Genomic DNA, 20,952 nt, shown 5'->3' on the forward strand with positions numbered 1-20,952 from the left:
ATAAAATGACTCCTTTATTCTTTATTTTTTAAACGAGAAATATAATCCTCATTGTTTATATAGTGATCGAATTCTTTAAAAAAATGATGAATTCGTGGAACATCGATTTTTTCCTTGCGGTAAACAAACGCTAGCTCCAATTGAATAGCAGGTTCAAATGGTATCGCCCTAAGCGCCCCTTCTGTTTGATGAGCTTGAAAAAATGAACGGGGTAAAGCGGTATTTATCTCAGTTTCATTGCTAAAACGAAACATTTGATCCGGTTTTGTAAAATGCGCCACACTTTGCGGCAGTTTTAAGCCATGCTTTTCAAAAGCTGATTGAATAACCTGAGAAACAAAATAACTTTTAGGATAGGACACCCAAGGAAAAGACAGCGCCTCATCGTACGTAATACTTTTTTTATTAGTTAACTCATCATTATGATGCAAAAATAACAATTCATCATGAATAATGGTTCGAGCAGTAAAATCCTTATGTTTAAGTAATGCACCTGTCGGTAAATATAAAATAGCAATATCAATTCGATTTTTTTCTAAAAACTCCCAAACTTCTTTACGCCCTACCATAAACAAAGTAACAGCAATATCAGGATAGTCCTTAAAATACTCAGTAATAAAGTTGGTAAAAACTCGGTCTTCAACTGAAGCAGAAATCCCAATTGTGATTTTACCCCGAGTGCTTGAATTCTCATCATGAATCCGTTCTGTCGCCTCTACTAGTGTTTCATAAATTGACTCAACTGTTTCCCGCATAATCAAACCAGCTTTAGTTAAATGAAGCTGCTTGCCAACCGTATAAAATAGAGGAGCCTCGAGCTTACTTTCCATCTTTTTAATCTGTTGAGTTAGAGCTGGCTGCGAAATCCCTAAGAGATGAGCCGTTTTTGTATAATTTAATGTTTCCGCCAACTGCAAAAAATAGGCAAATGCTCGTGACGCAATCAACTCATTTGGATTATCCTTCATCAACGTCCCCTCTTTCTAACTTAAAGATTCTTACCTCATTCATCGAACTCTAAACCCCTGTATATTGTATCATAAAACCATTGGATTAGACATTCGTTTTTAATTGACAGAACAAAAAACAATCATTTCCCTCTTTAAGAAAATGATTGTTAGTTAGTTATTCTTTCCACTTAGCGACTTTATCAGGATTCGTAGTAATCCAATTCTTAGCTGCTACCTCAGGGTCTTCCCCTTTATTGATTTGCAACATTACCTCTTCCATATCTGACTCATCCCATTGGAAGTTATCTAAAACATGATACACTTCTGGTAAATCCTCCTGTAGACCTTGACGAACAATTGTGTTTATTGATTCTTTTCCACCAAAGCTTTGTTCAGGATCGTCTAGATATTTTAAATCATGTTTAGCAAACTTCCAATGAGGAGACCAACCAGTGACAATAATTTCTTCTTTATTACGAATGGCTTGGTCCAAAGCAACTGTCATCACACCTGATGACGAAGTATCAATTGTCCAATCACTCAAATTCGGATAATCTTTTAAGGCTTTTTCAGCAGCCATAACAACACCAGCACCTGGTTCAATACCAACAATTGTTTTCTTTGCTTCATCCTTCAAATCAGCAATTGAATCAACTGACATGTAAGTTGGAACAACTAAACCTACTCGAGCTGTTGGCAAATTAATCCCTAAATTATCAACTTTATCTTTAAATTTTTCGTAATGAGCGCCACTCGTATTTGGTAGCCAAGCCGCTACCATACCATCTGCTTCTCCTTTTGCCACAGACTCCCACATAATAGCATTATCTAAAGGGGTTAACGTGACGTTGTAGCCCATATCTTCAATCACTTGTCCGATAACATTAGTTGAAGCTAACTCGGTATCCCATTCCACATAGACAAGAGAAACATCGCCCTTACTTTCGCTTTTTTCTGTTTGACCACAACTGCTTAATATGAATAGGGACAATACTCCCAGCATGATAACCCATTTCGTTTTTCTCACAACAAAACTCCTTTTATGCATCGTATTTATCCTTGTTAAGGTATTGAGTAAAACGATCAATTATAATCGCCAAAACAACAATTGCCACCCCACTCACAAAGCCATTTCCAACCTGAGCACGTTGTAAAGCAGACAATACTCCACGCCCTAGCCCGGGTGCTCCAATCATTGATGCAATAACAACCATTGACAAAGCAAGCATCACTGTTTGGTTAACGCCAGCCATAATAGTATTTTTAGCTAATGGTAGTTCTACCTTCAATAGCTTTTGCCAACCTGTGCTACCAAAAGAATCTGATGCTTCAACTAATTCAGTCGGTACCTGACGGATGCCTAAATTAGCAAAACGAACTGTTGGGGGTAAGGCAAAAATTACCGAAGCAAATACTCCCGGTACGACACCAATACCGAAAAATGCAACTGCAGGTATTAAATAAACAAAGCCAGGCATTGTTTGCATGAAATCGAGAAAAGGCGTCACAATTGTTTGAACTTTGTTGCTTTTCGCCATTAAAATACCGAGTGGCACACCAATAACCACAGAAACTAAACTCGACACAATAACTAACGTAATAGTATTCATTAAGTCATTCCATAATTGCTGATTATAAATAAATAATAGCCCTACGCCACTAAACACTGCAAGTCCCCATTTTTTACCAGAAACAAAATACGCAGCCACCATAACAATTAAAATAAAAATAAACGGCGGAATCATCACTAGCGAAGACGTAAAAGATTCCATAATAAATTGCCCAATAACCTGAATAACTCTAAAGAAGCCTGCAAAACTTTCAGTTAACCAATCAACCAATGTTGTGATCCATTTAGCAACAGGTAATTTCGTCATCATACTTGTATTACTCATTATTCGTCACCCCATTTGTCTTAGTTAAAGCTGCTACAATCGCGCCTCTAATGATAATTCCCAATAGACGACCATTATCAGTAACTGCTACAGGTGCAGGTGAATCATGAATCAAATCAAAAATATCATTCAGTAAGGTATCACGATCAATTGAAATTATATCCGTTCGCATAACCTCAGCCAATGATAACTCTTCCTTACGAGCTCTCAAAGCATCGTCAACCGTTACATAGCCTTTTAATTGACGTTTTCGATCAACTGCAATTAGCAGACTTACTTCTGATTTTCTTATTCGACTTAACGCCACATTAGGGCCATCAACATCGATGTTTGTCGTAATTCCAGGAATCATAATACTCTCTGCTGTTAAAACTTTAGAGCGATCAATTCCTTCGATAAAACTTTCCACATAATCATTTGCTGGATTTTTTAAGATTTCTTCCCCTGTCCCGACTTGCATAATTTCGCCATCTTTCATCAAGGCAATTCGATCACCTAAACGTAGCGCTTCATTCAGATCATGGGTAATAAAAATAATAGTTTTCTTTACAGTTGCTTGTAAATCTAATAGCTCATCTTGCATCTCATGACGGATTAATGGGTCTAAAGCTGAAAAAGCCTCATCCATCAATAATATTTCTGGATTATTAGCTAATGCACGAGCCAAACCTACACGCTGCTGCATTCCGCCAGACAACTGGTTAGGGTACTGGTCCTTATAGGGTAACAAGCCAGAGTTTTCCAATGCTTGAATAGCCTTTTTTTCACGCTCTACCTTAGTAATTCCGCGAATTTCTAGCCCAAATTCTGTATTCTCTAAAATTGTTTTATGTGGAAATAAACCAAAATTTTGAAAAACCATACTCATTTTAGTGCGTCTAACTTCACGCAACCCTTCTTTATCCAAAGTTGAAATGTTTTGATTATCGATAAAAATATCGCCATCAGTTGGCTCAATTAAACGGTTTAAAAGACGAATCAAGGTTGACTTACCACTACCAGATAAACCCATAATAACAAAGATTTCACCTTCTTCTACTTCAAAATTCACATTATAAACACCAACTGTCGCACCTGTGGCTTTCAAAATAGCTGTCTTACTTTCATTATTTTTTGTCATTGACAACGCTTGTTTAACTTTTTTTCCAAAAATTTTTGTTAAGTTTTCTATTTTTACTTTTGGCAAACTGACTCCTCCAACTAACTTTTTTTTTTACGATACATCGTAAAAGTGACTTATCTACCATATAACGATAGAGTCACTTTGTCAAAAAAACACCTTAATTATCAGTCTAAAACTAGTTAAAAAAACTACTCTGTTACACGTTTCCATTAGTATAATGATAAGGATTTTAAACTACCACAAAAAGAGACTACCTTTAGTCTTGCTAACTGACTTAAGGTAGTCTCTTTTCTTCTGTTTTAAGATGGCTCTTCAGGGTAAAATAAGTTTTCAACCTGCTGATTAGAAAAATCATTGCCGACAAAATAAAGTAAATCATCAACTAACAATTGGGCATATGGACCTGGAGAAACAAATAATTCATTGTCACGATTAATCGCGATTAAGGTCGCCGTGGTCTGTTGCCAAATATTAATATCTGCTACAGTTTCATTAAGATAACGACACTCTTCTGTCACCTTGACATGAAAAGGGTTCAAGGGATTAGTTGTGTAAAAATTATCTGTTTGTGCAAGTAATTGATTAAGCGCACCAGCAAAAAAATTAAGCTCCTCTTGTTGGCGAAGCATGCTATCTTCTAACATAGTTTTCAAATCACCAATCGACTGAACGTCGTGATACTGCTCAACAAACTCTCTCGCTAGTTCTGTTGAAGCAACTGTAAAACCACTACCATGCTTTACTTTGACTATATCCAAATCAACTAAGACTGTCACAGCTTTTCGAGCAGTTTCTGGTGACACTTGATAATACTTTGCTAATTTTGAACGAGCATGAAGTTTGTCACCTACTTGAAACTCATTTTTAGCAATTCTCTTGGCTACATCAACGGATACTTTCTGATAGCGTGAGCGACGTGCCTTAGGCTGGTTTAACATCTGCTTCACCTCTTGTATTAATATAAATAACCGCCTGCTCATCTACCCATTCAATTAATTTGACTTCCAAAACAGCTTCACCCTTTAATGGAGACTTGTCGACTAGCTCTAAGCCGGCTTGTGTCAGCTGAGAACCAGTTTTCCAATCGTCCTTCACAAAATAATGATAGCTGGCCAATATTCGTTTATTACTCATCAAAGGATAATTAAGACTGCTAGCGACTAATTTATCAGCCATAATTGCCTCAATTCGCGGATCCTTAGAATCTAAGACTGCCAAACAAAATAAGAGCTCTTTCTTTAATTCGATACGATAGAGCGGAACAAGCGATTCTAATTCACACCACAATTCCTCTAGTAGCCCTCTTGCTTGATCTAACTCAAATCGCTCTAGATAATAGGTATAACGAATCAGTGTATGATAAGTAAAAAAATAATTATCATTTGCTGCCGACAATGGCTTAAAATAAGTTTCAGGTAAATCATCAAAAGTCTTCTCTCTGGAGAATTGGTAATTTATTTCAAATTGTAAGTATAATAAGTACTGAACCTCTTGATTATTCCAAGCCAATTTTAAACTCATACCATCATTGAAACCAAAAGGAATCAAATTAGTTATTGCTAAAAAAACACCAATCACAAAAAATAGAAAACTATATACTGAGGTTGGAAATATAGCGAACACAAAACCACTACTAATAAAATTGGCCAGAACACCGCCTAACAAATAAAGCTTAAAAGGATACTTTCCTGACACATAGGTCGGTGGTTTCATTAAGCACTGCCCCAAAGTGCCTGGGACCTTTTGTCGACGATAAACTACCCCACCTTCTTGCCACACCCAGAGATGAGAAAATAATCGATAGCTGACCATCCGATACCCCGTAATATACCCACATATTGCGTGACCTGCTTCGTGAATAGCGATTTGAGCAATAAAAAATAGGACTAACAAACTTACCTGATAAAAAGATAAGTCTTTATTGGCCAGATAATACCCAATAAAAAAACCAGCGATACCACAAATAATTAGAAAAAATAAAATAGCGATACTCTTTTTAATCCCTTTTTTCATCGACGCTTAACTCCTTACTAAACTAGCTTTCTTGGACAATTATATCGTACCTACCCAAAAAAGGCACTAAGTGTCTTACTCAGTGCTTACTACTATTTACCGTAGGTTTGAGTCGCATAGCCTTGGTAATCATTAACATGGAGTATCTCTTGAGCATTTTTAACCCGCTCCTGAGTAGGTGGATCGATCCCTAGTAACGGATAGTCCAGACCTAGTTCATCCCATTTATAGATTCCCATTTTATGATAAGGTAAAATTTCCACTTTATCTACATTTGATAATGTTTCGATAAACGCATTTAAACGAATTAAATACTCATCATAATCAGTGCGTTCAGGAACTAAAACGTGGCGAATCCAAACTGGTTTCCCTATTTCAGATAAGTATTTTGCCATCTCTAAAATATTTTCATTCGTGTTTTGAGTCAAAATCTTATGTCCTTCAGCATCAATGTGTTTAATGTCAAATAATAATAAATCAGTATACTTCATTAACTCCTGAAATTCGCTAAAGAACGGTTCTTCACGAGTGAAAGGCTTACCACAGGTATCGATCGTAGTGTGAATCCCTTCAGCTTTTGCCTTTTTAAAGAGATCGGTTAAGAAACCTAGTTGCAACAATGGTTCACCACCACTGACTGTTATACCACCTTTTTCACCCCAATAACTGCGATATTTAATCGCCTCGGCTAAAATTTCATCCGCAGTCACTTCGCGGCCGCCAACTCCAATTTTCCACGTATCAGGGTTATGACAAAACTGACAACGCATTCGACATCCTTGAGTAAAGACGATAAAACGCACGCCTGGTCCATCAACGGTACCAAAACTTTCTGTTGAGTGAATTCTTCCTACTGCTGACTCTGTCATGTCTCTTCCTCTTCTCCTATTTAAAAAGGTGTGACTTGGCTTAGTCACCTAGTCACACCTCTAAGTATCAGTTTATTTTAAAACTTTTTTGTAAGAATAGCTACTAGAATGTCTTACTAGAACTATATCACTTACGTTTTAGGCACTTTCTTACATGTGGTCATGAGATGTTCTTGAAATAACATCTGCTTGTTGTTCTGGTGTTAAATCACGGAATTTAACTGCGTAACCAGATACACGAATTGTTAAGTTAGGGTATTTTTCTGGATGAGCTTGCGCATCTAACAATAATTCGTTAGTAAAGACGTTAACATTCAAGTGATACCCACCATTGTTAAAGTAACCGTCCATTACGTTACGTAAGTTGTTAATACGTGTGCTATCATCTTTACCTAAACCATTAGGATTGATTGTTTGTGTATTTGAAATACCATCTAAAGCATGAGTGTAGTCCAAACGAGCAGTTGAATTAAGTGATGCTAACAAGCCGTTCTTTTCACCTAAGTATTGACCGTCTTGATAACTTGGGTTTGCCCCTGGAGCCAATGGTTTACCAGCACGACGTCCGTCAGGTAAATTACCTGTAGCTTTACCATAAACAACGTTAGACGTAATTGTCAATAATGATGTTGTTGGTGTAGAGTTACGGTAAGTATGTTGACGTTTAATTTGTGTCATGAAGTAATCCAAGATCCAGTTAGCCATTGCATCAGCCTCTTCTTGATCATTACCATAAGTTGGGAACTCATGAGTTGGTTTGTAGTCAACTGCAAGACCATTTTCATCACGAATCACTTGAACGTTACCATGTTTAATTGCCATGATACTATCTGTTGCATGAGAAATCCCAGCAATACCAGTAGCAAATGTACGTTTTAGGTTACTTTCCATGAAAGCTAATTGTGGTGCTTCATAAGCGTATTTGTCATGCATATAGTGAATAACGTTTAATGTGTTAACGTATAATTCAGCTAACCAATCCAAGATATCTTTATAGCGATCCATAAATTCGTTATAGTCTAACGTGTCACCAGTCATTGGACGGAATTTAGGTGCTACTTGTACTTTAGTCATTTCATCTACGCCACCATTGATTGCGTATAATACAGCTTTTGCTAAGTTGGCACGAGCGCCAAAGAACTGCATGTCTTTACCCATAACTGTTGCAGATACACAACAAGCAATTGCACAGTCATCAGATCCCCAGTTAGCACGTAACAAGTCATCATTTTCAAACTGAATAGAAGAGCTTTCTTTTGCAATTTTAGCAGCAAAAGTTCGGAAGCCTTCTGGTTCATGTGAAGAATACAAGACAGTCAAGTTTGGCTCTGGTGAAGGACCCATGTTAGTTAATGTATGTAAGATACGGAAGTCATTTTTCGTAACTAATGAACGGCCATCTAATCCCATACCAGCAATAGACAATGTTGCCCAAATTGGATAACCAGAGAATAATTGATTGTATTCTGGCGTTCTAGCAAATTTAACCATACGTAGTTTCATGATTAAATGATCAATCATTTCTTGTGCTTCAAACTCAGTAATAACCCCATTATCTAAATCACGTTGGATGTAGATATCTAAGAATGCAGAGATACGTCCGATAGACATAGCAGCTCCATTTTGAGATTTAATTGCTGCTAAGTAACCAAAGTATAACCATTGGATTGCTTCTTGAGCATTTTTAGCTGGCTTAGAAATATCATAGCCATAAGTAGCAGCCATTTCTTTAATTTGTCCTAATGCACGATATTGTTCAACGATTTCTTCACGTAAACGAATAACGTCATCTGTCATCACTTTATTACCTGTATTAGCATGGTCTTTTGATTTTTCTTTCATTAAGAAATCAATCCCATATAAAGCTAAACGACGGTAGTCACCAATGATACGACCACGGCCATATGCATCAGGTAACCCAGTAATGATTTTGTTTTTACGAGCCGCTCTCATTTCAGGTGTATAGGCATCGAAAACACCTTGGTTATGTGTTTTTCTCCAGTTTGAGAAGATGTTAGTCATTTCTTCATCTACTTCATAACCATTTGCTGTCAAGGCATTGTTAGCCATGTTAATCCCACCAAATGGCATGAAAGCTTGTTTCAATGGTACATCAGTTTGTAAACCAACGATTTTTTCTTCTTCTTTAATTAGGTAACCAGGACCATGAGACGTCACTGTAGCAGGGATATTGCTATCCATGTCATACACGCCATTTTTTTCATGTTGAACTTCAAATAGTTCTTGTAATTTTGTCCATAATTTGTCTGTACTTGGTGCGATTGGTTCTAAGAAGCTATCATCGCCAGTGTACTCTGAGTAGTTCGCTTGAATAAAGTCACGAACATCTACTGCTGTTTTCCATTTTTTGCCTTTAAAGCCATTCCAAGATTCCATTTAATGGGCCTCCTTAAGATTATATGATTTTTATCATATGTAACAGGTTGATAAACATAGTATAACACAAGATCATAAAATCACAAGCATATTTTGCTTAAAAACCAACAAATTAATAAAATTCAATTAAAATAAACAAAGAAACGCTGTTTTAACAGCGTTTTTAATTTGAACATTATTTAACAAAGTTTATTTAAACAAAGAAAACACTGTGTTAAAATAGCGAAACACTGTACTATAACAGAGTGTAACAACTCCATCTTTTGTATAACAGAAACGGTTACCTTTGTTTGTTGATTCACTAACAAACAAAAAAACGAGGCAAGAAGTTACTCCTGCCCCACTCTCATTTAATTAGTTGCCTCAGGCTCAGGAACACTCACCTTCGTGACTGTTCTAACTGAGTAAACTGTCCCATCCTTCTTTTCATCAGAGATGAAAGAACCATTCGATGTTCGATCACTAACTGGATATTCCTTAGCTTCAAATTCATAACGAGTATTATTTTGAGTCGTTATTTCAATTACCTGATTAGCAACAGATTCATTCATAAAGACCACGCGATGTGGATTATTTTTTAACTCACGGATAACCATCAATCCACGCTTAGCGCGACTTAAAGTCGTTACCTCCTGAGCCAACATCCGCTTAATTGAGCCACGTTGCGTCACAATCGTAATCGGTGTGTCACCATCTGGTAGCACGAGAACCCCATTAACCACGTAATCACCATCTTTTAAATTGATTGATTTAACACCTGCTGCACGAGCGCCAACTGTCGGCACCTCGTTTAGCGGGTAACGTAAACCAAATCCACGATAGCTAACTAAAAAGACATCCAAATCTGAGCCATCCTCAACTAAATAGCAATTGACGATTTCTTCAGCCTCACCTTTTAAATTCATGCACATTGTTGGACGACCTTTATAAGTTCGCCAAACTGCAAATTCAGATAATTTAGTTTGCTTAATCATACCTTCACGAGTAATGAAGACTAATGATTTCTCTTGACTAAGTACTTTATAGTCAAACACAGCAACAATCACTTCGTCGACTTCAAGTCCTGAAATATGTTGTGAAATATGCTCACCGACATCCTTCCAGCGAATATCTGGCAATTCATGAACCGGCCGATAGATCATATTACCTTGATTAGTCACCAATAGAACATGCTCTAGCGTGTTTAACTGTTTGGCAAAAATTAGATAATCTGTATCCTTCATACCAATTTCATCTGCGCTCGAAGCAGCAAAGGAACGCAAGCTACTGCGTTTCATATAGCCTTCCTTTGTAACCGTCACAATTACATCTTCTTGTGTCACCAATACTTCTGTCTCAACAACTAATTCTTGAATTTCATCTTCAATAATGGTCATTCTTGGAGACGCGTATTTCTTTTTAACTTCCCGTAATTCAGCTTTCATCAGCTTCATCAATTCAACATTATCATTTAAAATAGTAGTCAAGAAATCAACAGTTGCCTGTAATTCCTTCGCTTCACCTTCCAACGCCGTAATATCTGTATTGGTCAAACGATACAACTGTAAAGAAACAATTGCTTCAGCCTGCTCCTCAGTAAAGTCATAGGCATCAACTAAATTTAGTTTGGCATCTTTTTTATCCTTACTGCTACGAATCGTCGCAATGACCTCATCTAAAATGGATAACGCCTTAATTAATCCATCAACAATATGCTGACGCTTGCGGGCCTTCTTCAAATCAAATTGACTACGGCGCGTAATCACCTCTTGACGGTGAGTGATATAAGCTTCTAAAAAGCGTTTCAAGCCGACCTGTTTAGGCCGCTGCTGATCAATCGCCACCATATTAAAGTTATAGTTAACCTGTAGTTCGGTATTTTTAAACAAATAGTTTAAAATTCCCGTCGCATTGACATCCTTCTTTAATTCAACAACAATCTGCAAGCCAGTCCGGTCAGTTTCATCTCGAACTTCCGCGATTCCGTCAATTTTCTTATTCAGACGAATTTCATCCATCTTCTTAACTAAATTAGCCTTATTAACCTCATATGGAATCTCGTTAATTACTATCTGCTCTTTGCCACCTTTAATGCTTTCAATCTTTGTTTGCGAGCGTAAAACAACTCGCCCCTTGCCAGTTTCATAAGCTTGCTTAATTTCCTTTCTCCCTTGTAAAATTCCACCTGTTGGAAAATCAGGTCCAGGGATATAAGTCATCAATTTATCTAAAGTAGCATTTGGATGGTCAATTAAATAAATCGTGCCATCAATAACCTCACCAAGATTATGAGTAGGAATATCCGTCGCATAACCAGCAGAAATTCCTGTAGAACCATTCACTAATAAATTAGGGTACTTAGCAGGTAACACAGTCGGTTCTTTTTCAGTATCATCAAAGTTCCACACCATATCAACGGTTTCTTTTTCAATATCTTCCAGCATTTCGCCACTTAATTTAGACAGTCTAGCCTCTGTATAACGCATAGCCGCCGGTGGATCACCATCCATACTCCCGTTGTTCCCATGCATTTCAATCAAAATAGCTCGTAGCTTCCAATCCTGACTCATCCGAACCATCGCTTCATAAATACTGCTGTCACCGTGGGGATGATAGTTACCCATGATATTCCCCACAGATTTAGCAGACTTACGAAAACCTCTGTCATACGTATTACCATCATGATCCATCGCGTATAAAATCCGACGCTGAACAGGTTTTAAACCGTCACGAATATCAGGCAATGCTCGCTCTTGAATAATATATTTTGAATAGCGACCAAAACGATCGCCCATGACTTCTTTCAGGGCAAGTTCTTGAATATCATCGCGTGCACTCATCTCGTTCTTCCCCCTTAATCCTCTAAATCAAACAAGCTAATGTCACTTATTTCATCATTTGTTTCATTCAAGTCTTTCTCTTGACTTGTAAATTCTTCATAAGACAATGAATCTGTTTCATTCTCATTGTTTTTGTTTTCTAAAATACTGTCGGCCTCTTCTAATGTAAAGGCTACATTATGTTCAATCCAAGATCGACGACGATCAACTTTGTCGCCCATTAAAGTAGAAACAATTCGCTCATTGCTCCCAGCTTCGCCATCCTCTTCATCTAAAGTAACGCGAATTAATGTCCGAGTCTCAGGGTCCATCGTTGTTTCCCATAACTGATCAGCGTTCATTTCACCCAGACCTTTGTAACGTTGAAGCATATATCCCTTGCCGATCCTTTCAGCTGCCGCTTCCATCTCTTCATTCGTCCAAGCGTATTCTGATACAGCTTTACGACCAATTCCTTTTGATATTTTATACAAAGGCGGTAAAGCAATATAAACCTTTCCCGCTTCAACTAAAGGTTTCATAAAGCGATAAAAGAAAGTTAATAGTAGGGTTTGAATATGAGCCCCATCAGTATCCGCATCGGTCATGATAATTACTTTATCATAGTTGCAGTCTTCCAAAGAAAAATCGGGATCAATCCCTGCCCCAATAGTATAAATCATTGTATTAATTTCTTCATTCTTTAAGACATCTTGAAGTTTTGCTTTTTCCGTATTCAGAACTTTTCCTCGAAGCGGTAAGATCGCTTGGAACTTCCGATCTCTACCTTGCTTTGCTGAACCTCCAGCAGAGTCCCCCTCCACTAAATAAAGTTCATTTCTTTTAGGATTACGAGATTGAGCAGGAGTCAATTTACCCGACAATAGGGATTCGCCTTTTCGACGTTTTTTACCCGACCGACTTTCTTCACGAGCTTTCCGCGCCGCATCACGGGCCTCACGAGCCTTGATCGCCTTACGAATCAGCATTTGACTCATGTCACTATTCTCTTGTAAATAAAACCCCATCTGTTCGCTAATAACATTTTCAACAACAGATCGAGCCATTGGTGTTCCTAATTTCCCTTTAGTTTGCCCTTCAAATTGCAACAAATTCTCAGGAATGCGAACAGAAATAATCGCAGTCAAACCTTCGCGAAAATCACTGCCCTCTAGATTTTTTTCTTTTTCTTTTAACAACCCCGCTTTACGAGCATAATCATTAAAGGTTTTAGTCATGGCTGTCTTCATCCCAACTTCATGGGTACCGCCATCTTTAGTCCGCACATTATTAACAAAAGACAAGACATTCTCTGAGTAGCCGTCATTATACTGGTACGAATACTCAACCTCGATGCCCTCTTTTTCACCAGAAAAATAGACAACAGGTGTCAAATCATCCTTATCTTCATTCAAATACGCAACAAACTCTTTAATTCCTTCCTCATAATGGAAGACCTCTTCAACTGGTTCTTCAGGACGTTCATCGCGAATTGTAATCTTAACGCCTTTTAATAAAAAGGCTGACTCACGCAAACGCTCAGCTAACGTGTCATAAGAAAACTTAGTAGTCGAGAAAATAGTATCATCAGGTAAGAAACGGATAAAAGTACCGTTTTTCTTCTTTGTTTTACCAATCTTCTTTAATTTGCCGTCAACTTTACCACCGTTGATGAATTTTTGTTCATACTCGACGCCGTCTCTAACAATTGATACGTGTACCCATTTAGATAAGGCATTGACCACACTCGCCCCAACTCCGTGAAGTCCACCAGACGTTTTGTAGCCCCCTTGGCCAAATTTACCACCTGCATGCAGAACAGTGAAAATCACTTGAACCGTTGGCACACCAGAAGCGTGCATCCCAACAGGCATACCCCGACCATAATCTTGAACCCCAATACTATTATCTTTATAAATTGTTACATCAATTTCATTTCCATAACCAGACAAAGCTTCATCCACTGCATTGTCAACAATTTCATAGACCAAATGATGCAATCCGCGAGAATCTGTTGAGCCAATGTACATCCCTGGTCGCTTACGGACTGCTTCAAGTCCTTCAAGCACTTGAATGGAAGCATCATTATAATCATTCATAACTTTTTTTGGCATTATATAACTCCCTTGTTTCAAACTAATCAGGCTTGGTGGCCTCTACTTAACTATCACAATTGACCACACCATTTTTAATCATACTCTAAAATTAGCAAATTGAAAAGGCAAATCAAATGATAAATCAGATTTTTTTCGCTCATATTCGCATTTCGACGCCAATCTTAGCCGTAATTACTTCAAAAGTTCCTCAGATAGTCCCTATCTGTCATCTATTGAAGCTGTGCTACTTTACCATAAAACGCTGCTCATTTCAACTTTTACAGACATTAGACAATTGACTTTTATGACCAGTCCTCATACACTGAAATAAATCAAGTAACCCAATCCTATTCCCAAGAAAGGAAACATCTTAATGAAACAACTTTTAATTTTTGGCGGCACTCGTTTTTTCGGTAAAAAAACAGTTGATTACTTTAGCAAAAATGGCTACGATGTGACACTCGCTACAAGAGGTAACACCCCTGTTTTATCTCATCCAACAATAAAACACATCGTCATCGATCGAGCTGATCCCAATCATTCAAACTGGTAGATATTAGCTGCTACTCATTGGGACGTTGTTTTTGACAACATCTGTTAGACGTGGGAAGAGGCAAAGATTTCTATCGATCAACTCCCGTCAGTCACCCACTATCTAGTCACTTCAAGTTTAGCTGTTTATCAAGGTCACGTAGATGAGTTCGGTTTTAATGAATCTCAATTTGATCCAACTGTCTATACCTATCAGCCGAGCCTAGAGGTCAGCTACGGTGAAGGAAAACGACAGGGTGAAGCGTATTTTGCAACTCATGGGAATTTCCCCGTTACCTACTTACATTTTCCTGTCGTGCTTGATGACGATGATTACACCGAACGCCTTCACTTTTATATTCGCCAAGCGTTAGCAGAGAATGAGATTATCTTTAAACGAAAATCTGGCATATTTTCCTTTGTAAAAGCCTCTGACATCCCCTTAGCTATCGAATTTATTCTTGACCATCAGCTAACAGGTCCTATCAACATCAGCTCAAGTGAGCCTTTTACAACCAATCAATTCCTCAATTGCTTACAAGTAGCTACTAATAAAAATCTGGCGATTGTGATTGATCCTACTAAAAAGCTATCCCCTCTTTCTCAATACGACCAAGCCATGGATCCGACATTACTCGAAAAAACTGGCTACCCAGTTTCACCACTGGTCTCTTGGCTACCCGCGTTAATGAAGCGGTTAGTTGAACAAGAGCGGTGAACTTAAGAAAAAACTAGTCATAGTAAGATAGGGTGGTGAGACAATTTATCTCCCTAGCTACTATGACTACATGTGAAAAGCACTTTCAAAAATCTACTCTCTTTTTAATGTAACTGCCAACAAAAAAACCGCCACCCTAAAATAAGTTGACAGTTTTTTGCTTATTATTAACATTAGCTCACAAAGTACAGCGAACCTAATCTTTGTTACGTTTCTTTTTCTTACGAGATCCGCCATCTTTCATAGATAATTCTTCTAACTTATCCTCAAGATATTCTACTCGGCCTTTAGTTCCATTTGCTTTAATAAAAGCAACTAAACTAATAATTAATGCTAAAACACCTGCGACGATGCCGACATATTGCATGATTGCATCCATTAAATCCCTCCATTCGATCATTTCAATTGTTGGTTTATTTGTTGACTTGTTGTCGATTGTTAGTGGAAAATAAATAAAGAGTCCATTCGTTTTCACTACACTCTCTCATTTTATCACATGTTTCTAGGGATGTTAACTAATTCCTGATATTTATTAAGCTTCACTTTCAAAAATCACCCTTTTATTTAACGGGTTCTTTTCTATTTATTGAACTAAAATCTCACGTCTCATCTAAGCCAAAGTTCCTTACCACTCACACTTGTTGTTAAAGGTTCAAATTACGCAACGAAACGTCGCAGCTCAACCACTTTCTTATCAGGTGTATTCCAAAAAAATAAGTAGAAATGGCTTCTCATTTCAAAAAAACGCTTATCCTCGGATTTGTTCCTCTCCAAATACTCACAGCTGACTAATTCAAGTGTTTCTCTTGATAGTTCATTAATCCTAAGACTAATATCTCAAAAAAATCAGTTATAATAGCTTACTAGTTTTAATTGCTAAAAAAAGCAAACATTGCCACTCTTATATTCTAGCTTTGTCCTAATTGCTGTAATTCAATCGCAGTGCATCGATTCATGACAACTGCTGTTCGACCAGCAGCCGCTAAAATATCCGCTGCTTCATGACTTTCTAAGCCTAGTTGGGCCCAAAAAACAGTCGCATCTGTTTGGATAAACTCCTTTGCCACCTCTGGTAAAAATTCACTTCGACGGAAAATATCAACCAAATCAATTTTTCCAGGAATCTCTTTCAAACTTCCGTAAACCCTTTCTCCTAGTATTTTTTGACCAACTAAAAGTGGGTTAACGGGAATAATCTCGTAACCGTACCGTTGCAAAACCTCTGCAACCTGATAGCTCTTACGATCAGGCTTATTACTCAAGCCAACAACAGCAATTCGATTAGCTTCTTTCAAATACCTTAAAATGGTCTCTTGATTGGGATTACTAACACTCATCTCTTTATCCTCCTAATGGCCATACTTGATTGTCTACCTCACTCTTATTTTAACGCACTTCAACTTAATATAAAAGAAATTGTTTACTTAAAATCAAGGGAGTGACGTTCCTCCAATTTTTCACGGTGAGCATCCAGTAGCGCCGATAAACTTAAATCATATTTACTTGCCAAGATCAGCACACTACCTAATACATCGCCTAATTCTTCTTTTAATTCTGCTCTCAACTCATCATCAGACTTCTGGCGCTCATCTGGTCGATCGCGGCCGATTTCTAGCGCACGTATTGCACGAGCTACCTCCCCTGTTTCTTCAACTAAAAAGCCGATACGAATAAAAGGATTCAATTCTTTCCATCCTCTTTGCTGATAGTAACACTCTAACCATTCTTGAAATTCCTTAATTTCCATTTTCCTCTTTCCTCACCTAACTTTGAATTATTTTATTTGATTTCACGCTTGAATAAACCTATTTCATTATGATACTATATATCGTGTTATCGGCAAACGAAAAAACTATATACAGTGTCTATTTTAAAGGAGTTGGAATCTATGAAAAAGAATATTGCTGTTTACTGTGGCTCAAGTACTGGTAAAAAATCAGATTATACCAAAGCAGCTCAAAAAGTTGGTAATTGGTTGCTAGCTCATGATTATGGTTTAGTCTATGGCGGCGCAAGTCTTGGCTTGATGGGAACAGTCGCCGATACTGTCTTAGCAGGAGATGGCCAAGTCATCGGAATTATGCCCGAAATTTTGGCTAATCGGGAAATTGCCAAACCTGCTATTACTGAATTTATCACGGTGCCTAATATGCATGCACGTAAACAGCTAATGATGGATAAAGCGGATGGGTTTATTGCATTACCAGGTGGTTGCGGAACAATGGAAGAAATCTTCGAAGTTATTACTTGGTCACAAATTGGCGCCCATCAAAAACCATTTGCCTTTTACAATGTGGCTGGCTACTATAACCACTTAATTGACTTTCTCAACACAATGGAGGATGAAGGCTTCACTAATCCCAAGCATCGTCGGGATATCATCATCACAGACTCACTAAAAGAAATTCAAGAGCACTTTACTAATTACCAAAGTCCCGGTCCGAAAGACTATTAAGGTATTCAATTTAACTTCCCTTTGACGAAAAATTGATTAGAACTTATTGTCCCTAACAGGCATTCGTGGTAAAATGATTGCTAGTCTTAATACGAGGAGTTATTATTTCATGAAACTTATATTGATGGTGGTAATCGGCTATTTACTCGGCTCTATTCCATCTGGCGTCTGGATTGGCAAGCTTTTCTTTAAAAAAGATGTTAGAGATTTCGGTAGTGGCAATTCAGGTACAACTAATACTTTCCGAGTTCTAGGGAAAAAAGCTGGGACCGCAGTTTTATTGATGGATATTCTAAAAGGAACCTTAGCAACGAGTTTACCTATAATTTGGGGAAGCTCTGTCAACCCTTTATGGATTGGTCTTAGCGCTGTAATCGGTCATACTTTCCCAATATTTGCTGGCTTTAAAGGTGGTAAGGCAGTCGCAACAAGCGCAGGGATGATTCTTGCATACAATCCTCTCTTTTTTGTTTTTTCAGCTACTATCTTTATCATCTCGCTTTTTATTACAAGTATGGTGAGTTTGACAAGTATGATTAGCGCCGTTCTTATCACACTATCAACTGTTATACTACCAGTTATTTGGCCTACAATCTTACCAAAATTCGATTGGCTGTTAACCTCAATTGCCTGTGGCTTAACAATTTTCATTTTTTTCCGTCACAAAGAAAACATCGTCCGTATCAAAAATGGCACTGAAAGCAAAGTACCTTTTGGCTTAAACAGTGAAAAAAAATAAAATTTTCACCATAAAAATGAGAAACACAAGTGACTTCGTTAGCGATTTCACTTGTGTTTTTGCTTGTTTAACGCGTATTCTAATTAAAAACATAGTAATTATGAGAACATTTTAATAATTTTCATGGTATACTTATTAACGTAACTATTTTTCAAAAAGTGAAAGTGGGTTTGAAATTATGATAATTGGAATACCGAAAGAAGTTAAAAACAATGAAAACCGAGTTGGCATGACTCCGAGTGGTGTCGCGTCCTTTGTTGCGAATGGACACGATGTACGAGTTGAAGCAGGCGCAGGAACAGGTTCGGGCTTTTCTGATTACGACTACGAACAAGTAGGAGCATCTATCTGCGCTTCAGCAACAGCTGTTTGGGCAGCAGAAATGGTCATCAAAGTTAAAGAACCACTCCCTGAAGAATACAGTCATTTACGTGCAGATTTAATCTTATATACCTATTTACATCTGGCGCCAGCAAAAGAGCTCACACAACAATTAATCGCAAGTGGCACAACAGGTGTTGCTTACGAAACAATTCAATTAGAAGATCGCAGCTTGCCATTACTTGTTCCGATGAGTGAAATAGCTGGACGGATGTCTGTCCAAGTCGGTGCTGAATTTTTAGAGAAAACAAAAGGTGGCAAAGGAATCCTTCTTTCTGGAATCCCGGGAGTTAAACGTGGCAATGTCGTAATTATTGGTGGTGGTAACGTAGGTGCTAATGCTGCCAAAATTGCCTGTGGTTTTGGGGCAACCGTCACAATTTTAGATGTGAATCAACAACGTTTAGCTGAATTAGATAACCAGTTTGGCAATCAAATTCAGACCCTAGTCTCTAACCCTCACACCATCGCCGAGGCAGTAAAAACGGCTGACTTAGTTATCGGAACAGTCTTGATACCTGGTGCTAAGGCCCCGACACTTGTGACAGAAGAGATGATCATCGCTATGGAAGAAGGTTCAGTCATTGTCGATGTGGCGATTGACCAAGGAGGAATCTTTGAAACAATCGATAAGATCACGACTCACGATAACCCAGTTTACATAAAGCATGGCGTTCTCCATTATGCTGTAGCGAATATGCCAGGTGCTGTAGCGAAAACTGCGACTATCGGTCTTACAAATGCCACCTTGCCTTATGCTCTACAGATCGCAAATAAAGGGCTAGAAAAAGCAGTTCGTCAAAATGACGCCTTACTAAAAGGTGTTAACACCTATCAAGGGTACTTGACTAACGAAGCAGTTGCTCATTCACAAGAAGCAGATTATACAGAATTACTAAGCCTAATCTAATGTTAATACAATCAAAAAGAGTGAGACATAAAGTCGTTTTGCTCCGAGCAATCTCGAAAAACCCGAACAATTGGTAATTTCGATTGCTCGGGTTTTGAGAAATTGTCGAGAGAGCAGACTTTTGGAGCGCGTTTGTCACATAATATACGTGAAAAAAACGAGGGCGAGACTTTTTGACTCACCCTCGTTTTTCTGTTTAAACAATCTCTATCTGATAGCTTGAATGAAATCTCTCGCCTGCTTCTAGACGATTAATCCCTAACTTTTCAGATAATTCACCTGTCGCATTGACTGTATCAGCGATTCCGCACCACGGTTCAATACACACAAAAGGAGCTTCTACAGGGTATGGACTCCATATCCCAACAAATGGCATGTCTTCATAAGAAACAGTCACCCCATGAGAGGTTTTTTCAGATTTAATACTGTAGCTATTTGAGCCAACTGTTTCATAGATCAAGGCATCATTTCTAAACAGCTCTCTCGTCAATAATATATCCGTATTCGTCTGACCTAATGTTTTATTGTCACTATCAACATAAGCGCCAGCCAAAGGTAGACTTAACCGCGATTTACGAGGAGAAAACTGCAAGAAATAATCATCAAACTCACCTTGACCATCTAAAGGAACATTGAATGCTGGATGACCACCAATTGAGAAATACATCTCATCATCCCCAACATTACGAACTTCATACCCACATGTCAATTGACTCCCAACTAATTCATAGCTCAGAATTAATTCAAACTCGAAAGGAAACAACGTTTTAGTTTCTTCATGACTCTTTAAGATAAATAAGAGACGTGTTTGACTTTCTTGTTTAGCAACAAAAACTTGATCCCGAGCAAAGCCATGCTGTCCAACCTCATAAGTTTTGCCTCGATATGTATATTGATCTTCTTTCAAACGACCAACAAACGGAAAAAGAACTGGTGCTCTCCGTCCCCAAAACTCTGGATTGCCCTGCCATAGATACTCAATACTTGTATCTTTTGCCACGAGACTCTGTAATTCTCCACCTAATTCATTAAAACTTGCTTTTAACACGTCATTCTCAATCACCCATGCCATAAACA

General features: G+C 38.0%; 17 protein-coding genes and 1 pseudogene. 5 read left to right on the forward strand and 13 right to left on the reverse strand.

Going from position 1 to position 20,952, the window contains the following annotated elements:
* Positions 1–14: 14 nt before the first annotated feature.
* The 9 genes and pseudogenes from AC5KOD_RS07950 to parE form a co-directional block, all read right to left on the reverse strand.
* Complete coding sequence (locus AC5KOD_RS07950; RefSeq protein WP_496914013.1) at positions 15–968, reverse strand: LysR family transcriptional regulator; 954 nt, start codon at positions 966–968, stop codon at positions 15–17.
* A gap of 157 nt (positions 969–1,125) precedes the next feature.
* Positions 1,126–2,845: pseudogene (locus tag AC5KOD_RS07955) on the reverse strand (ABC transporter permease/substrate binding protein).
* Entirely contained in the window at positions 2,838–4,031 is a 1,194-nt protein-coding gene (locus tag AC5KOD_RS07960) for a quaternary amine ABC transporter ATP-binding protein (protein WP_496914014.1), read from the reverse strand. The pseudogene AC5KOD_RS07955 and the gene AC5KOD_RS07960 overlap by 8 nt, the downstream one beginning before the upstream one ends.
* 236 nt (positions 4,032–4,267) lie before the next feature.
* Positions 4,268–4,906 (reverse strand): GntR family transcriptional regulator, encoded by a 639-nt coding sequence (locus AC5KOD_RS07965; protein ID WP_496914015.1) that lies wholly within the window; start codon positions 4,904–4,906, stop codon positions 4,268–4,270.
* Positions 4,890–5,981: a zinc metalloprotease gene (locus AC5KOD_RS07970; protein WP_496914016.1), complete on the reverse strand. Its 1,092-nt coding sequence runs from the start codon at positions 5,979–5,981 to the stop codon at positions 4,890–4,892. Before AC5KOD_RS07970 ends, AC5KOD_RS07965 begins: the two co-directional genes overlap by 17 nt.
* Before the next feature lie 92 nt (positions 5,982–6,073).
* The gene (gene pflA, locus AC5KOD_RS07975) at positions 6,074–6,850 is read right to left on the reverse strand and encodes a pyruvate formate-lyase-activating protein (protein ID WP_496914017.1); all 777 of its coding nucleotides are present in this window, start codon (positions 6,848–6,850) and stop codon (positions 6,074–6,076) included.
* Between the two features lie 150 nt (positions 6,851–7,000).
* Positions 7,001–9,247 carry a formate C-acetyltransferase gene (pflB, locus tag AC5KOD_RS07980; protein ID WP_496914018.1) on the reverse strand — a complete coding sequence of 749 codons (2,247 nt, stop codon included), beginning with the start codon at positions 9,245–9,247 and terminating at the stop codon, positions 7,001–7,003.
* A 350-nt stretch (positions 9,248–9,597) separates the two neighbouring features.
* Entirely contained in the window at positions 9,598–12,066 is a 2,469-nt protein-coding gene (parC, locus tag AC5KOD_RS07985; protein ID WP_496914019.1) for a DNA topoisomerase IV subunit A, read from the reverse strand.
* Positions 12,067–12,080: 14 nt separating this feature from the next.
* Entirely contained in the window at positions 12,081–14,159 is a 2,079-nt protein-coding gene (gene parE / locus AC5KOD_RS07990) for a DNA topoisomerase IV subunit B (RefSeq protein ID WP_496914020.1), read from the reverse strand.
* 355 nt (positions 14,160–14,514) lie between these two features.
* On the opposite strand from parE, the gene AC5KOD_RS07995 reads away from it, so the two are divergent.
* Positions 14,515–14,694 (forward strand): hypothetical protein, encoded by a 180-nt coding sequence (locus AC5KOD_RS07995; protein WP_496914021.1) that lies wholly within the window; start codon positions 14,515–14,517, stop codon positions 14,692–14,694.
* 294 nt (positions 14,695–14,988) lie between these two features.
* A complete protein-coding gene (locus AC5KOD_RS08000; protein ID WP_496914022.1) occupies positions 14,989–15,390 on the forward strand; it encodes a Rossmann-fold NAD(P)-binding domain-containing protein in 402 nt (133 codons plus the stop codon).
* 196 nt (positions 15,391–15,586) lie between these two features.
* Here the strand turns inward: AC5KOD_RS08000 and AC5KOD_RS08005 are convergent, their stop codons facing one another.
* The 3 genes from AC5KOD_RS08005 to AC5KOD_RS08015 form a co-directional block, all read right to left on the reverse strand.
* Positions 15,587–15,865: a hypothetical protein gene (locus AC5KOD_RS08005; RefSeq protein ID WP_496914023.1), complete on the reverse strand. Its 279-nt coding sequence runs from the start codon at positions 15,863–15,865 to the stop codon at positions 15,587–15,589.
* 433 nt (positions 15,866–16,298) lie between these two features.
* A complete protein-coding gene (locus AC5KOD_RS08010; RefSeq protein WP_496914024.1) occupies positions 16,299–16,727 on the reverse strand; it encodes a CoA-binding protein in 429 nt (142 codons plus the stop codon).
* A gap of 83 nt (positions 16,728–16,810) precedes the next feature.
* A complete protein-coding gene (locus AC5KOD_RS08015) occupies positions 16,811–17,137 on the reverse strand; it encodes a MazG nucleotide pyrophosphohydrolase domain-containing protein (protein ID WP_496914025.1) in 327 nt (108 codons plus the stop codon).
* A gap of 141 nt (positions 17,138–17,278) precedes the next feature.
* On the opposite strand from AC5KOD_RS08015, the gene AC5KOD_RS08020 reads away from it, so the two are divergent.
* The 3 genes from AC5KOD_RS08020 to ald all read left to right on the forward strand — a co-directional run bounded on the left by AC5KOD_RS08020 (position 17,279) and on the right by ald (position 19,875).
* A complete protein-coding gene (locus AC5KOD_RS08020) occupies positions 17,279–17,845 on the forward strand; it encodes an LOG family protein (RefSeq protein ID WP_496914026.1) in 567 nt (188 codons plus the stop codon).
* Between the two features lie 109 nt (positions 17,846–17,954).
* Positions 17,955–18,584, forward strand: coding sequence for a glycerol-3-phosphate 1-O-acyltransferase PlsY (gene plsY, locus AC5KOD_RS08025; protein ID WP_496914027.1), 630 nt, complete (start codon positions 17,955–17,957; stop codon positions 18,582–18,584).
* Between the two features lie 178 nt (positions 18,585–18,762).
* Positions 18,763–19,875, forward strand: coding sequence for an alanine dehydrogenase (gene ald / locus AC5KOD_RS08030; RefSeq protein ID WP_496914028.1), 1,113 nt, complete (start codon positions 18,763–18,765; stop codon positions 19,873–19,875).
* A gap of 196 nt (positions 19,876–20,071) precedes the next feature.
* Here the strand turns inward: ald and AC5KOD_RS08035 are convergent, their stop codons facing one another.
* On the reverse strand, positions 20,072–20,947 hold the full coding sequence (locus AC5KOD_RS08035; protein ID WP_496914029.1) for an aldose 1-epimerase family protein: 876 nt from the start codon (positions 20,945–20,947) through the stop codon (positions 20,072–20,074).
* Positions 20,948–20,952: the final 5 nt, after the last annotated feature.

It is taken from the genome of Vagococcus sp. WN80Y (assembly GCF_059621045.1).

Excerpts from the sequence above, each read along its gene's own strand:
- AC5KOD_RS07965 (WP_496914015.1), bottom strand. The coding sequence starts at position 4,906 with ATGTTAAACCAGCCTAAGGCACGTCGCTCACGCTATCAGAAAGTATCC.
- parE (WP_496914020.1), bottom strand. The coding sequence starts at position 14,159 with ATGCCAAAAAAAGTTATGAATGATTATAATGATGCTTCCATTCAAGTG.
- pflA (WP_496914017.1), bottom strand. The coding sequence starts at position 6,850 with ATGACAGAGTCAGCAGTAGGAAGAATTCACTCAACAGAAAGTTTTGGT.
- pflB (WP_496914018.1), bottom strand. The coding sequence starts at position 9,247 with ATGGAATCTTGGAATGGCTTTAAAGGCAAAAAATGGAAAACAGCAGTA.
- AC5KOD_RS07970 (WP_496914016.1), bottom strand. The coding sequence starts at position 5,981 with ATGAAAAAAGGGATTAAAAAGAGTATCGCTATTTTATTTTTTCTAATT.
- AC5KOD_RS08015 (WP_496914025.1), bottom strand. The coding sequence starts at position 17,137 with ATGGAAATTAAGGAATTTCAAGAATGGTTAGAGTGTTACTATCAGCAA.
- plsY (WP_496914027.1), top strand. The coding sequence starts at position 17,955 with ATGAAACTTATATTGATGGTGGTAATCGGCTATTTACTCGGCTCTATT.
- ald (WP_496914028.1), top strand. The coding sequence starts at position 18,763 with ATGATAATTGGAATACCGAAAGAAGTTAAAAACAATGAAAACCGAGTT.
- AC5KOD_RS08010 (WP_496914024.1), bottom strand. The coding sequence starts at position 16,727 with ATGAGTGTTAGTAATCCCAATCAAGAGACCATTTTAAGGTATTTGAAA.
- AC5KOD_RS08020 (WP_496914026.1), top strand. The coding sequence starts at position 17,279 with ATGAAAAAGAATATTGCTGTTTACTGTGGCTCAAGTACTGGTAAAAAA.
- AC5KOD_RS07950 (WP_496914013.1), bottom strand. The coding sequence starts at position 968 with ATGAAGGATAATCCAAATGAGTTGATTGCGTCACGAGCATTTGCCTAT.
- AC5KOD_RS08035 (WP_496914029.1), bottom strand. The coding sequence starts at position 20,947 with ATGGCATGGGTGATTGAGAATGACGTGTTAAAAGCAAGTTTTAATGAA.
- parC (WP_496914019.1), bottom strand. The coding sequence starts at position 12,066 with ATGAGTGCACGCGATGATATTCAAGAACTTGCCCTGAAAGAAGTCATG.
- AC5KOD_RS07995 (WP_496914021.1), top strand. The coding sequence starts at position 14,515 with ATGAAACAACTTTTAATTTTTGGCGGCACTCGTTTTTTCGGTAAAAAA.